Consider the following 13,827-nt stretch of genomic DNA (forward strand, 5'->3'; position numbering starts at 1 on the left):
CGCAGCCCCTTGGAATCATGTCACCTATCTTTGGAGCGTGGTTCCGACGCTCAGATCAAGGTGCCCTGCTGATCCATCGGGGACAGCTCCCGCACCTCGTCTCCCGTAACCTCCTTCCACCAGGCCGCGAACACGCGGCGGTGGCACCACAGGCCCGGCTTGGCCAGGTCCTCGAAGCAGAGCAGCACCAGGCGGTGATCGCCCTCGGCCTGCGTGATCTGCCGCAGGCGCGCGGCGATCCGCTCGGGGCCGAGCTGGTTGAGGTCGGCCCGATACGCCGTCGTGAACTCGGGCTGGGGCTGGGAGAGGTAGTCCCGACGCGGGGCGAGCTCCCGCACCGAGTGGGTGAGGGAGTAGGGGAGTTTGAAGCGGGGAGCGCCCAGAGTGATGCGCACCGGCACCCCTTGCGGGGGCTGGAACGCCTGGAACCGGTTGGTGAACAGGGTGAGCACGTGGCCATTCCTTTCGTGGTGCTCAGATACCAGGGCGCGTCGGCGGCCCCGCCGGCGGCCCCGGTGACCGATGATGCCGCCCGCTCGGACCTGTAGGGGCCTGAGCGGCACCGGGCACGTAGGGAAAGCGCCTCCCTGCGTGCCCGGCCCGGGCCGAAACGGGTTGAAATTTGGAGAGGGATTCAAGCGGAAACGGGCGCGACCGGAATTCTGGCCGCGCCCACTCACCCAAACTCGCAGGAGAGGAGGGGCGCGACCGCTGCCGCGCCCCTCCGTTCTACTTCACTGCCGCTTCAGCCTTCTTGGCGGGCGTCCGGCGCGCCGGGGCCCTGGTGCCCGTGGCCGTGCGCGCCTCGGGCTTCGTGGCGGGCTTGGGCGCCGCCTTCTTCGCCGTGGACTGCGGCTTGCCCGCTGTCTTCGCCTCCGACTTCTCGGCCTTCGCCTCGGGCTTGGCCCCGGCCGCGGTCTTCTTCGCAGCCGCCGCCTCCTGCTGGACCTCGACGGCCGCCTTGTTGAACTCCTCAGCCATGGCCCGCTGGACGCCCTGCGCCTTGCTTAGCAGGTTCCGCACCATCTGCACCTTGGCGTACAGGCGGCCGACGACTCGCAGGTGGCGGGCGAGGTCGTCACCGAGGATGACCGCAAGATCCTCCGGCTTCTTCTCGGCCAGCTCCTCCAGCAGCGGGATCAGGACCTCCTCGGCCTTGCCGAGCCCGTCCTTCGCCTTGGCCTTGGCCTTCTTCTGCTTCTCCTGCTCCTCGGCCGTCGGCGCCTTCTCGTTGGTGAGGGAGGTCTGCTGCTCCATCATCTTGAGGCCGTTGGCGAAGTGCTGCGCCTCGGCCTCGCTGTCGAAGTCGCCGCGCACGTACCGCATGGCCGCCACCATCTGGTTCGCCGGGTTGAGCTGGGCGATGTGCCAGGCAAGGTTGTTCTTGATCTGCCCCTGGTCTACCATCTCGGCCACCTCGGGGCGCAGGGTGAGCAGGCCCAGCCGCCAGGTGATGTGAGTCTCGGTCTTGCCGAACTGCTTGGCGATCTTCGCTGGGGTCCATCCGGCGGCCTTGAGGTCGGCGTACGCACCGGCCTCCTCCATGATCGTCATGTCCGCGCGGTTGACGTTCTCGGCGATGCTGAGGACGTACGCCTCTTCCTCGGTGGCGCCCTCGACGACCTTCGCCGGGATGACCTCCAGGCCGGCCGCCTGGCATGACCGCCAGCGCCGCTCACCCGCGATCAGCATGTAGGGGACCTTGGCGCCCTCGACCGGCCGGACGACGACCGGCTGAAGGAGGCCGTTCTCCTTGATGCTGTTGGTCAGCTCCTCCTGCGCCTCCTCCGAGAAGAACTTCCTCGGCTGCTCCGGGTTAGGGACGATCTCGCTGACCTTGATGTTGATGAACTCGACCTTGCTGTCAGCCATTTTCCCGCGCCTTTCGTGAATTCCGTTCGGAGTGTTTCCCTTTGTTCTTACACTTATATCTTAATGGCGAATACCGCCAAAGCAAGTTCAGAACTCTTTTAATTCAAGGGAATTCAGAAAGGGGAATTCGTCGCATTCCTCAATTTCCCTTCCCGGATGCGGACACAAGAGAGCCCGCCACGACCAAGCGGTCACGGCGGGCCAGCTCCCGTCACGCACCCCGACGGCCGCACCGGGCGGCCGACTCCTCGCCGGGCGGGGCGCGGGGGGGTCGGCCGCCCGGCGAGGAGTAGGGAAGGATGCCGCTCACGCGACGCTGCCGTGCGGGGCTCCTGCGGCTGCTGTACCCGCCCGGCACGTCAGAACGTACAGCAGCTCTTCAAGAATGTCACCTATCTATGCCACCGAAGGGCGCGGCACCGCCCAGCTACGTCAACCACCCCCGTCCGCCGAACTGCGCGGGTCCTGTGGCTCGCCTCGCATGAGGGCCTGCCACTCCAGGACCTTGCGCGCTTCCTCCCGAGCCGCCGGCCCGCCTTTGCCGCGAAGCACCCGTGAGGGTTGCTTCGCCCACTCCTTGATCCGCCGCTCGTCAAACTCGGACATGCGATTCCTCCCGTGAACGGCGTATGCGCCGCCGCCTTCGCCCGCCCAGAAACGACCCTCCCGGCGCGCCCGCCGCCAGGCAGGCGCAGAGCACACCGATGTCCGCCGCTCACCGGTCGCGCGCTCGCCGAGAAACTGTCCGACAAACCCTATAACCCCTCCGACCTGCGAGGTATTGTTAGAGCACGGACGATTGTTACCGGCCAGTCACCTGCGGCGAGCATACGACACGGCCAGAGAAGACGGACATGGCAGACACGCACGACGATGCCCAACCGCTGGGCCTGAGCGCCAAGTTGCTCGCGCTGCTCCGTCTGCGCCGCGACTCAGACGGCTTCATCCCCAGCGCCCGGGACGTCTCGGAAGCCACTAGGCAGGAAGGGAGACGCAAGCCCGATCTGTCCCACGGCCAGTGCAACAGCCTGATGAACGGCACGAGTAGCAACCCCACGACAGCTACCGTCGCCGCCCTCGCTCAGGCCCTCGGCGCTCCGGCCGCGTTCCTGCTGCCAGGCCCGGAGTGGGACGACCTCACGGCGCTCACCGTGTACGCGGAACGCCCTGAAGCCCGTCAAGCTCTGCGTTTAATGCAGGGCCTTGAGGTGCAGGACATTCTTGAAATCAGCAAGAAGCTCCGGGAGATGCGTCGGCGCGCAGGACTGTCTGAAGACGTCCCCCCGATCCCCCCACCTCCCCCTGGCGTCGACCAGCCCCGCGAGGGGCGGCCACGTCGCCGACTGAGCACCGAAGAAGCCGCTGAGAGGGCAGCGGACTACCTGGAAGGACGCTGACCCCTTGGACGGCCCGGTCTTCGGCCTGTGCGCGGTGGTAGCACTGATCAGTGCGGCGATACTCGTATACCTGCACTTCACCCAAGAGCGTCGTAGCAGCTTGCTCGCCTACCGCGTCTCGCAGCGCGCACACTTCACATCGCTGGTCTGCTGCTTCGTCGGCACGCTACTTGCGGTCCCCGACGTCGCTGACGCCGTCGACAGCGTCGCTGGATCTGACGACGTGTCGTTCCTTATCTCGGACATCGCGGCAGTGATCTTCTGCGCCAGCCTGCAAGTCCTGATCATCGACTGGGAGTACAACGCGCCACACCACGCCGGCATTGCCCTGCGCATCGGCTTCGTCTTCGTGGTGGCCGCGCTGCTCATCCTGGAGTTCCGCCGCGCCGACAGAGTCCATCTCGACCTGTCCACCACATACGTTCGGAACTCCGAGGTACGGACGTACCTCCTCACCTACCTGGGCTTCTTCGCGGCAGCTGGCCTGGAGGTCACCATGCGCTCGGCGAAGATCGCCCGTGCAGTCCGGCGGCAGGGACGACCGTCGGCGACAGGGCTCTCCATAACGACGGCAGGAGCAGCCTTCGGCATCCTCTACGCCATCAGCCGGGGCGGCTACGTGCTCGCCTTCGAGGGCGGGCACACATGGCCACTGGCCATCGAGAACACGCTCAGCCCCATACTGGCGGGGATGAGCGTCATCTGCCTGATTGGGGGCCTGACTCTGGCCGTGCTGAGCAGCCTCGGCCTCAAGAGAGCCGGTCGCTGTACCTAAGCGGACTCTGCGGGCGCCTCTTCAACCCCCCACTGGCGCCACCGCAGTGCCACCCGGTCCGCGTCTACGGTGCGCGAGCCCCTGGATGCGGCCGGGTAGACCGCGATCTGCTCCAAGAAGAGCACGAGAACCCCCCTCTTCGCGGCCATCGGAGCGTGCTTCCACCACCGGACCAGATCGGGGATGTCGCCGACAGGGACGTGTTTGACCTGCTCCAGGACACGAGCCTGCGTGGTCTTCTCCCGAATCAGCTCGGTCAGCTTCTTGTCGGCCGCCTTGAACGCCTTCAGGGACAGCTCCGGACTCCGCCCGTAGCTCTCGCCAAGCTCCTTCTGCCTGCGGCGGGCGGCGGCGGCCTCATCTCGCAGGTCCTGGGCGGTAGCGAGCAGTTCGTCACGCACCTCGCCGATCAGCGCAGCGACCTCGGGCTTGGCCAGCTCCGCCAGGACGTGTTCGCCCAGGTAGTTCTCCAACAGGTCGGCGTTGATGCGGACCTTGCCGCACCCCCCAGGGTGCTGGGCCGTACTCGGCATGCAGCGGTAACCGCGGCTCCCCGCATTCGACGGTGAAGCCCCCAGGGTGTGGGCGCACAGGCCGCAGACGCCCAGCGGGCCGCTGACCAGGTACTCACGGTCGGGTGCCCGCTGAGTGTCGGGGTCGTTGGAGGGGCGCATGGCGCGGATGGCCAGGAAGTCCTGGACGGGGATGATCCGCGGGCCGCCCGAGTCCACCAGTTCGCCGTCCTCGTTCTCCATCAGGCCGGCGATGGCCGGATGGTCGAGGATGTTCGCGAGAACGTCGGGCTTGAACAGGTTGCCGCGCGTCGTGCGGTACCCCTCGGCATTGATCGCCTCACAGATGGCGGGCCAGCTCTGCCTGAGCAGGCGGCGCGAGGCAGCGCGCCTAATTCCTTCCGCCTCGCTCTCGCGCACACGGCGGTACGCCATGTCCTCGAAGCCGTACAGCCTTGGCATGATCTCGCCCCTCCTACCGACCCCCTTACGTGAACTAGTTTACCGAAGATAGGTCACAGTCTTGATGAAACGCACGAACACCTCAAAGTCGTACATTGCCCTCCGCTTATCACGTTCCCGCCCCCACCCCGCGTCGAGGTTCGACGCCGAGCACCTTCCACAGCTCGGCCGTCGGCACACGCACGGTGCCCCCGAGCGGGAGCGTACGAACCGGGAACTTGCCCGCCCGCACCAACTCGTACGCCTTGTCACGGCCAATGCCCAGAGCTCGTCCGGCAGTTGTCACGTTGACGGTCGCCGGAAGAGCCAGCAGCTCCTCCAGGCCCATCGCTCCGGCCGAAGCCTGTCCGCCCGCTTCCTGAGCAGTCATCTCGTTGGTCGCAATCTCCCCCGCGCCAACTTGTCAGCAACTTTACAACGCTGTCCGACACCCCCAGCAAGATCAAGAGAGATCACGCCAGACACGTACGGACACGTACGCACAACCTTGGCTGGCCGAGAGCCAGCCGACAGCAGGGGGTCGGATGTACTCGCCGAACTTCTACCGGCGATGCCAGTGCAAGGGGCCGCTCACCGACAAGAACGGCAAACCCATACTGAACGATGACGGCACACCGAAGATCGGTGACATCGGGCTGACGTGCCCGAAGCTCGGACGGAAGGGCCACGGAACGTGGTACTTCGCCCTGGAGCTGGAGCGCGGCGAGAACGGCAAGCGGCGCCGCCCCAAGCGCGGTGGCTTCCCCACCAAGGAGAAGGCCGAGGAGGCGGCCGAGAAGTTCTACAACGAGGTGGCAGGCGGCGCCGACGTCATGTCCACCGAGACCATGGCCGAGTATCTGCGGCGCTGGATCGAGGCGAAGAAGAAGCTCGCCCGCACCACCCGACACGGCTACCAGGAACACATCGACAACTACCTGGTGCCTCACCTCGGGCACATCAAGCGCCGAGACCTCCGGGTCCGCCACCTCGACGCCATGCACAACGCCATCGAGCGCGAGAACGCAGAGCGAATACTCCACCACCTGCGTGTCGAGGAGCTAACCAGGGCCCGCGACGCCGCGCACCAAGCCTGGGTTCGCGCCGCAGGGAAGAAGGAGGAGCGCCGCCTTACCCGGCGCGCCTACCTCGACGCCAACGCCGCCCTGCGCGAGGCCCGCAAGGGCCTGCGGAAGGTCACGTCCGCAGCGACCATGCACCGCATCAACGACACCCTCAGCTCCGCCATCACCTGGGGGATGAAGCGCGAGGACGCGTTCAGCAAGAACTGGGCCCGGCTGGTCGAGCTGCCGGCCGTCACTCGCCCCAAACCCCTGGTATGGACGTCCGAACGGGTCGAGCACTGGAAGCGAACCGGCGAGAAGCCAGGTCCGGTCATGGTCTGGACGCCCGAACAGACCGGCGCCTTCCTGGACTTCGTCGGGGATGACTGGCTGTACGACCTATGGCACTCCTTCATCTTTCTCGGCCCCCGCCGGGGCGAGATGTGCGCCCTGCCGGTGCACGAGGTCAACCTCGCCGATCTCTGGCTGCGCATCTCGGCTCAGATCGTGGAGGTGGCCTACCGGCTGTACGGCGAAGCTCCCAAAGCCGACAGCGTCCGCACCCTGAACCTGAGCGAGGAGTCCGCCGAGGTCCTAGGGCAGGGACGAGCCCGGCGGGAGAAGGCGCGCGAAGAGTGGTCCGCCGCAGAAGCCTGGGTCGAGTCGGACCGGTTCTTCACCCACGAGAACGGCGAGCCGCTCCATCCCGACTGGGTGAGCCGACGCTTCAAGCGCCTGGTGGAACTGTCCGGGCTTCCGCCGGTCCGCCTTCATGATCTCCGGCACATCTCCGCCAGCCTGTCGCTGCTCCAGGGGAACGACATCAAGGTCGTCCAGGAGCGGCTGGGGCACAGCTCCCGCCAGATCACTTCGGACACCTACACCAGCGTCCTCCCCGAACTGGCACGCCGCGAGGCCGAGTCCATGACGTCCGTGATCCCGCGCAGCGTGCCCTACGACGTGCTCCGTCCGCTCACCCTTCCCAAGAAGCTCTTCAGCGACGGCATGGCCGTCGTCTATGCCGACGCCGCCCGCAGCGCCGAGGGGGCCTGGACGATCAGCGTAAAGGCTCGGCACAACAGCCGCTCGCTCGGCAAGATCAGGACGGCCGCCGCCAGCCAGGAGAACGCGACGCAGGCCGCGATCCACTGGGTGCGAGACCACTGCAGGGAAGCCGGCCTGAGGATCTTGTCGGCGGACAAGATCACCGCACACCTTCCAGAGCCAGGGAGGCGTCAGCATCACCTTGCCCGCTTCGTCATCGACGGCGGGATGGAGATGGGACCCGAAGCGTGGGCGCCGGTCCCTGTTGCCCCGGGCGACTCCGAGGTCGGCGAGGAAGATCGAGAACCATCTCAGGAAGCCGCGTAGCCCCTCGTGACCCGAACGGTGCCCTCCGGGCCCCTGTAGGGTCCCTGGATCTTGGTTCGGGCGAGTGAACGGGGGTCGCCACCCTGGAGTGGCGACCCCCGTTCCTACGTTTTCGCAGGTAGAAACGGTTCTGCCCGCGTAGTTGGTGGTGGGGCGGGTGGGACTCGAACCCACGGCCGACGGATTATGAGTCCGCTGCTCTAACCGGCTGAGCTACCGCCCCATAGCGGCGTGTCGCGTACATCTGTGCGCGCCGTCTGCCGCAGCATAGCCGCTCATACGATCTCCTGCCTCGGCTGGTCGGCTACCGCGACGCCTCCATGACCTTGAGGACTCCGCAGCGTGCCGCGTGGTTCCCGGCCAGGGCGAGGACGAGGGCGAGGACATGAAAAAGGACCCCTCGCGGGGCCCTCGTTCACCGTGCTCCCCCGACTGGACTCGAACCAGTAACCTGCCGGTTAACAGCCGGCTGCTCTGCCAATTGAGCTACGGAGGACCGAGCTCCCCGGACTGGACTCGAACCAGTAACCTGCCGGTTAACAGCCGGCTGCTCTGCCAATTGAGCTACCGAGGAAGGTCTCGTATCGCATCGAACGCGTCTGCCTGGGTATTCGCCAGGGGGCGCGCGCTCGCTGCGACACATACATTAGCGCAAGCAGGGGGGTGCTCCGCCAATCGGTACTCCCCGACACCTCGGAGCCAGAGCAAGGGAAGGGTGGCCGCCATGCGTTACCGGCTCACGTTCGTCGTCGGACTCGCCGTGGGTTACGTGCTGGGCACGAAGGCCGGGCGGGAACGTTACGAGCAGTTGCGGAAGTCCGCCCGACAGGTCGCGCAGAACCCGGCCGTGCGCAACACCGCCGAGTCCGCGGCCCAGCAGGGCAGGCAGTTCGCCGACAAGGCGTACCACGTGGTGAGCGACAAGGTCGGCGACCGGATGCCCGACTCGGTGGCCCAGCGGGTCCGCTCCCTGCGCGAACGCAACACCAACGGCAGCGGCGCGGACGACTGGGGCACCAGCAACACCTGACGCCCGCGCCCACGCCGGACCGCGCGTCCCGACCGGATCGCGTGCCCCAACCGGGTACGGACCCCTCTCCCGGTACGGCAGAATTTCGAGCATGGGGATAGTCGCCGGGTTGGACAGTTCGCCCGATTTCACTCGTATCGTCGTCTGCGATTCGGACACCGGTGCCGTACTGCGGCAGGGCTTCGCGCCGCATCCGGTGGAGAGCCCCGAGGGCGGGGGCCGTCCCTCCGACGTCGACCCGCAGGCCTGGCTGCTGTCCCTGGGGGAGGCGGCCGGCGGCGGACTGCTGGAGGGCGTGCAGGCCATCGGCGTGTCCGCGCAGGCCAACTCGGTCGTGCCGCTGGACGCGCAGGGCAACACCGTCCGCCCGGCCATGGTGGGCGGCGACAAGCGCTCCCAGGTGGCGGCGGCCGACCTGATCGACGCGCTCGGCGGGCGCGAGGCGTGGGCGCAGGCCGTTGGCTGCGTCCCCCAGGCCGCGCAGCCGGTGACCAAGCTGCGCTGGCTGGCCCGGACCGAGCCGGAGGCCGCCGCGCGGACCGCCGTACTGCTCCAGGCCCACGACTGGCTGGTGTGGCAGCTGCTCGGGCGGCCGGCGCTGCGGACCACCGACCGGGGCGGGGCGTCCGGCACCGGGTACTGGTCGGCGGCGACCGGCGGCTACCGGCCCGATCTGGTCGAGCTGGCGCTCGGCCACCAGGCGCTGCTGCCCGAGGTGATCGGCCCCGCCGACGCGGCCGGTACGACGCCGGAAGGGCTGCTTATCTCCGCCGGGACCGGCGAGACCCAGGCCGCCGCCTTCGGGCTCGGCATCGGGCTGGGCGACGCGGTGGTGTCGCTGGGGGCGTCCGGGTCCGTGATGGCCGTGCACCACGAGGCGCTGGTCGACCAGCACGGCATGATCACCTCACTGGCCGACGCCACCGGCATGCACCTGCCCGTCGTCACCACCCTGAACGCCGTGCGCACCCTGCGCGGCACCGCCGAACTGCTCGGCCTGCCCGACCTGGAGAGCCTGTCCGAGCTGGCGATGAAGTCGACGCCGGGCGCGCACGGGCTGGTGCTGCTCCCCTACCTGGAGGGTGAGCGAACGCCGAACCTGCCGCACACCGCCGGGACGCTGGCCGGCCTGCGGCGCGAGTCGATGAAGCCCGAGCACCTGGCGCGGGCCGCGTTCGAGGGAATGCTGTGCGGTCTCGCCGACGCCCTGGACGTGCTGCGCGGCCGGGGCGTGGACGTGCGGCGGGTCTTCCTGCTGGGCGCGGCTGCCGAGCTGCCGGCCGTGCAGGCGGCGGCGCCCGCGCTGTTCGGGACACAGGTCGTCGTGCCGCAGCCCTCGGACTACGCGGCGATCGGCTCCGCCAGGCAGGCGGCGTGGGCGCTGGGCGTGTCCCAGGGCACGCTGGACCCGCGCACTCCCCCGGTCTGGCAGGGCGCCGTCGCCCAGGTGCTGGAGCCGGGCGAGGAACTGGCGGTGGGCCAGGCGGTGCGGCAGCAGTTCGTGTCGGTGCGGGAGCAGACGCATCCGGGGGCACTTCGCGCGTGACCCGGGGCGGTCCCGTCCGGGGGTCCGTACCGCTCGTAGGCCGGAATTCGCCGCGCTCTTGGGTCAATTCGGTTGAGGCAACGCGGGTGGAGTGTTCGACGATAGGGGCCAGGGGCAACCAACCGGCCCCGTCACCGACTCCGAGAGACCCAGCGTGCTCATACGACTCCTGCGTGCCTGTCTCAGGCCCCATCGAAAACCCATCACCCTGCTGGTGGCGCTGCAGTTCGTGCAGACCTGCGCCAGCCTCTACCTGCCGACGCTGAACGCCGACGTCATCGACAACGGTGTCGTCAAGGGCGACACCGGTTACATCCTGGGCCACGGCGCCCTCATGATCGCGATCTCGCTGGTGCAGGTGGTGGGCAACGTCGGCGCCGTCTACTACGGCGCCCGCACCGCCGCCGCGCTCGGCCGGGACCTGCGCGGTGCCGTCTTCGACCGGGTGCAGTCCTTCTCGGCCCGCGAGGTCGGCGGCTTCGGCGCGCCCTCGCTGATCACTCGTACCACCAACGACGTGCAGCAGGTCCAGATGCTGGCCCTGATGACGTTCACCCTGATGGTGTCGGCGCCGATCATGTGCGTGGGCGGCATCGTGATGGCGCTCGGTCTGGACGTGCCGCTGTCCGGGGTGCTGGTCGGGGTCGTACCGGTGCTGGCGATCTGCGTGACGCTGATCGTGCGCAGGCTGCGGCCGCTGTTCCGGGCGATGCAGGAGCGGCTGGACACGGTGAACCGGGTGCTGCGCGAGCAGATCACCGGCAACCGCGTGATCCGGGCCTTCGTGCGTGACGAGTACGAGCAGCAGCGCTTCCGGAAGGCCAACGCCGATCTCACCGAGGTGGCCCTCGGCACCGGCAATCTGCTCGCGCTGATGTTCCCCGTGGTCATGACGGTGGTGAACCTGTCGTCGATCGCCGTGGTGTGGTTCGGCGCCCACCGGATCGACAGCGGCGGGATGCAGATCGGCGACCTGACCGCGTTCCTCGCCTACCTGATGCAGATCGTCATGTCCGTGATGATGGCCACCTTCATGTTCATGATGGTGCCGCGCGCCGAGGTGTGCGCCGAGCGCATCCAGGAGGTGCTGGGGACGGAGAGCAGTGTGGTGCCGCCGTCGGCGCCGGTCACCGAGCTGCGACGGCACGGGCACCTGGAGGTCCGGGGGGCCGGTTTCCGCTACCCCGGTGCCGAGGAGCCGGTGCTCAGGAACATCGGGCTGGTGGCGCGGCCGGGCGAGACGACCGCCGTGATCGGCTCGACCGGCAGCGGCAAGTCCACCCTGCTGAGCCTGGTCCCCCGGCTGGTCGACGCCACCGAGGGCGAGGTGCTGGTCGGCGGGGTGGACGTACGGACCCTCGATCCGAAGGTGCTGGCCGAGGTCGTGGGGCTGGTGCCGCAGAAGCCGTACCTCTTCGCGGGAACCGTCGCGACCAACCTGCGCTACGGCAATCCGGACGCCACCGACGAGGAGCTGTGGCACGCGCTGGAGGTGGCGCAGGCCAAGGGGTTCGTCTCCGCGCTGGACGGCGGGCTGGACGCGCCGATCTCGCAGGGCGGCACGAACGTGTCGGGCGGTCAGCGGCAGCGGCTCGCCATCGCCCGGACCCTGGTGCAGCGCCCCGAGATTTACCTCTTCGACGACTCCTTCTCCGCCCTGGACTACGCGACCGACGCCGCGCTGCGGGCCGAGCTGGGCCGGGAGACGGCCGAGGCGACCGTAGTGATCGTGGCGCAGCGGGTGGCGACCATCCGGGACGCGGACCGGATCATCGTGCTGGACGAGGGGCGGGTGGTCGGCGAGGGCCGGCACCACGAGCTGATGGCGGACAACGAGACCTACCGGGAGATCGTGCTCTCCCAGCTCACGGAAGCGGAGGCTGCCTGATGGCCGGGCCTGCGGGTCGCATGATGGCCGGGGGCGGCCCCGACCAGCGTTCGATGGACTTCAAGGGGTCGGGCAAACGGCTCATCGGCCAGTTCCGGCCGGAGCGGGTGACCCTGTTCACGCTGCTGGCGTGCGTGGTGGTCAGCGTCGGCCTCAGCGTGGTCGGACCGAAGATCCTCGGCCGGGCCACCGACCTGGTCTTCGCGGGCATCGTCGGTCGGGACATGCCGTCCGGGGCCACGAAGGAGCAGGTCCTGGAGTCGATGCGGCAGCGCGGCGACGGCAACGTCGCCGACATGCTCCGCAGCACGGACTTCACGCCCGGGCAGGGCATCGACTTCGGCGCGGTGGGCGAGGTGCTGCTGCTGGCGCTGGCGGTGTTCGGCGCGGCCGGGCTGCTGATGGCGGTGGCGACGCGGCTGGTGAACCGGGCGGTGAACCGCACGGTGTTCCGGCTGCGCGAGGACGTGCAGACGAAGCTGTCCCGGCTGCCGCTGTCGTACTTCGACAAGCGGCAGCGCGGCGAGGTGCTGAGCCGGGCCACCAACGACATCGACAACATCCAGCAGACGCTGCAGCAGTCGATGGGGCAGCTGATCAACTCGCTGCTGACGATCATCGGCGTGCTGGCGATGATGTTCTACGTCTCCTGGATCCTGGCGCTGGTGGCGCTGGTGACCGTGCCGCTGTCGTTCGTGGTGGCCACGCGGGTGGGCAAGCGGTCGCAGCCGCAGTTCGTGCAGCAGTGGCGCTCGACGGGCGCGCTGAACGCCCACATCGAGGAGATGTACACCGGGCACACGCTGGTGAAGGTGTTCGGGCGGCAGGAGGAGTCGGCGAAGCAGTTCGCCGAGCAGAACGAGGCGCTGTACGAGGCCGGGTTCAAGGCGCAGTTCAACAGCGGGATCATGCAACCGTTGATGATGTTCGTGTCCAACCTGAACTACGTGCTGGTCGCGGTCGTGGGCGGTCTGCGGGTGGCCTCGGGTTCCCTCTCCATCGGTGACGTGCAGGCTTTCATCCAGTACTCCCGGCAGTTCTCGATGCCGCTGACGCAGGTCGCGTCGATGGCGAACCTGGTGCAGTCGGGCGTGGCGTCGGCGGAGCGGGTCTTCGAGCTGCTGGACGCCGAGGAGCAGTCCGCGGACCCGATCCCGGGGGCGCGGCCGGAGGACCTGCGCGGACGGGTGGAGCTGGAGCACGTGTCGTTCCGCTACGACCCGGAGAGGCCGCTGATCGAGGACCTGTCGCTGAAGGTGGAGCCGGGCCACACCGTCGCCATCGTCGGCCCTACGGGCGCCGGCAAGACCACGCTGGTCAACCTGCTGATGCGGTTCTACGAGGTCTCCGGCGGCCGGATCACCCTGGACGGCGTGGACATCGCCAAGATGTCCCGGGACGAGCTGCGCTCCGGCATCGGCATGGTGCTCCAGGACACCTGGCTGTTCGGCGGGACCATCGCGGAGAACATCGCGTACGGGGCGGCGCGGGAGGTCACGCGCGGGGAGATCGAGGAGGCGGCGCGGGCCGCGCACGCCGACCGGTTCGTGCGGACGCTGCCCGACGGCTACGACACGGTGATCGACGACGAGGGCACGGGGGTGAGCGCGGGCGAGAAGCAGCTGATCACGATCGCGCGGGCGTTCCTGGCCGACCCGGTGATCCTGGTCCTGGACGAGGCGACATCGTCCGTGGACACCCGTACCGAGGTGCTGATCCAGAAGGCGATGGCCAAGCTGGCGCACGGGCGGACGTCCTTCGTCATCGCGCACCGGCTGTCGACGATCCGCGACGCCGACGTGATCTTGGTGATGGAGAATGGCTCCATCATCGAGCAGGGTACGCACGGCGAGCTGCTGGCGGCCGACGGCGGGTACGCCCGCCTGTACGCGGCGCAGTTCGCGCAGGCGGTCGCCGAGGTCGACTGACCG

12 protein-coding genes and 3 tRNA genes are annotated in these 13,827 nt (G+C 68.5%); 7 read left to right on the forward strand and 8 right to left on the reverse strand.

Translation table 11 applies throughout. The features are described from left to right. Positions 1 to 50 precede the first annotated feature (50 nt). The 3 genes from IE142_RS01565 to IE142_RS01575 form a co-directional block, all read right to left on the reverse strand. Positions 51 to 452 carry a DUF488 family protein gene (locus tag IE142_RS01565; protein WP_191884033.1) on the reverse strand — a complete coding sequence of 134 codons (402 nt, stop codon included), beginning with the start codon at positions 450 to 452 and terminating at the stop codon, positions 51 to 53. 277 nt (positions 453 to 729) lie between these two features. Next, positions 730 to 1,872 (reverse strand): ParB/RepB/Spo0J family partition protein, encoded by a 1,143-nt coding sequence (locus IE142_RS01570; RefSeq protein ID WP_191884034.1) that lies wholly within the window; start codon positions 1,870 to 1,872, stop codon positions 730 to 732. Positions 1,873 to 2,304: 432 nt separating this feature from the next. Next, positions 2,305 to 2,478, reverse strand: a complete 174-nt coding sequence (locus IE142_RS01575) for a hypothetical protein (protein ID WP_191884035.1) — start codon at positions 2,476 to 2,478, stop codon at positions 2,305 to 2,307. Between the two features lie 248 nt (positions 2,479 to 2,726). Between IE142_RS01575 and IE142_RS01580 the strand changes: the two genes are divergently transcribed. Both IE142_RS01580 and IE142_RS01585 read left to right on the forward strand, forming a co-directional pair. Continuing rightward, positions 2,727 to 3,269, forward strand: coding sequence for a hypothetical protein (locus IE142_RS01580; protein ID WP_191884036.1), 543 nt, complete (start codon positions 2,727 to 2,729; stop codon positions 3,267 to 3,269). A gap of 4 nt (positions 3,270 to 3,273) precedes the next feature. Next, entirely contained in the window at positions 3,274 to 4,044 is a 771-nt protein-coding gene (locus IE142_RS01585; protein WP_191884037.1) for a hypothetical protein, read from the forward strand. Here IE142_RS01585 and IE142_RS01590 read toward each other — a convergent pair. Together IE142_RS01590 and IE142_RS01595 are read right to left on the reverse strand one after the other, a co-directional pair. Further along, positions 4,041 to 5,018 carry a recombinase family protein gene (locus IE142_RS01590; protein WP_191884038.1) on the reverse strand — a complete coding sequence of 326 codons (978 nt, stop codon included), beginning with the start codon at positions 5,016 to 5,018 and terminating at the stop codon, positions 4,041 to 4,043. The genes IE142_RS01585 and IE142_RS01590 overlap by 4 nt on opposite strands. Positions 5,019 to 5,127: 109 nt before the next feature. Next, positions 5,128 to 5,388, reverse strand: coding sequence for a DNA-binding protein (locus IE142_RS01595; RefSeq protein WP_229830116.1), 261 nt, complete (start codon positions 5,386 to 5,388; stop codon positions 5,128 to 5,130). A gap of 154 nt (positions 5,389 to 5,542) precedes the next feature. Between IE142_RS01595 and IE142_RS01600 the strand changes: the two genes are divergently transcribed. Beyond that, positions 5,543 to 7,432 carry a site-specific integrase gene (locus IE142_RS01600; protein ID WP_191884039.1) on the forward strand — a complete coding sequence of 630 codons (1,890 nt, stop codon included), beginning with the start codon at positions 5,543 to 5,545 and terminating at the stop codon, positions 7,430 to 7,432. 146 nt (positions 7,433 to 7,578) lie between these two features. Here IE142_RS01600 and IE142_RS01605 read toward each other — a convergent pair. The 3 genes from IE142_RS01605 to IE142_RS01615 all read right to left on the reverse strand — a co-directional run bounded on the left by IE142_RS01605 (position 7,579) and on the right by IE142_RS01615 (position 8,006). Continuing rightward, a tRNA-Ile gene (locus IE142_RS01605) sits at positions 7,579 to 7,655 on the reverse strand. Between the two features lie 200 nt (positions 7,656 to 7,855). Beyond that, a tRNA-Asn gene (locus tag IE142_RS01610) sits at positions 7,856 to 7,928 on the reverse strand. 5 nt (positions 7,929 to 7,933) lie between these two features. Then, positions 7,934 to 8,006, reverse strand: a tRNA-Asn gene (locus tag IE142_RS01615). A 150-nt stretch (positions 8,007 to 8,156) separates the two neighbouring features. On the opposite strand from IE142_RS01615, the gene IE142_RS01620 reads away from it, so the two are divergent. From IE142_RS01620 to IE142_RS01635, 4 genes are all read left to right on the forward strand, one after another. Next, positions 8,157 to 8,462 (forward strand): YtxH domain-containing protein, encoded by a 306-nt coding sequence (locus IE142_RS01620; RefSeq protein ID WP_191884040.1) that lies wholly within the window; start codon positions 8,157 to 8,159, stop codon positions 8,460 to 8,462. 91 nt (positions 8,463 to 8,553) lie between these two features. Further along, positions 8,554 to 10,008 (forward strand): xylulokinase, encoded by a 1,455-nt coding sequence (locus tag IE142_RS01625; protein WP_191884041.1) that lies wholly within the window; start codon positions 8,554 to 8,556, stop codon positions 10,006 to 10,008. A 154-nt stretch (positions 10,009 to 10,162) separates the two neighbouring features. Beyond that, positions 10,163 to 11,896: an ABC transporter ATP-binding protein gene (locus IE142_RS01630; RefSeq protein ID WP_191884042.1), complete on the forward strand. Its 1,734-nt coding sequence runs from the start codon at positions 10,163 to 10,165 to the stop codon at positions 11,894 to 11,896. Beyond that, positions 11,896 to 13,824 (forward strand): ABC transporter ATP-binding protein, encoded by a 1,929-nt coding sequence (locus IE142_RS01635; protein ID WP_191884043.1) that lies wholly within the window; start codon positions 11,896 to 11,898, stop codon positions 13,822 to 13,824. The genes IE142_RS01630 and IE142_RS01635 overlap by 1 nt, the downstream gene beginning before the upstream one ends. The last annotated feature ends 3 nt before the right edge of the window (positions 13,825 to 13,827 follow it).

Origin of the sequence: Streptomyces mutabilis (assembly GCF_014649815.1) — a bacterium.
In the GTDB taxonomy this organism is placed as follows: domain Bacteria; phylum Actinomycetota; class Actinomycetes; order Streptomycetales; family Streptomycetaceae; genus Streptomyces; species Streptomyces mutabilis.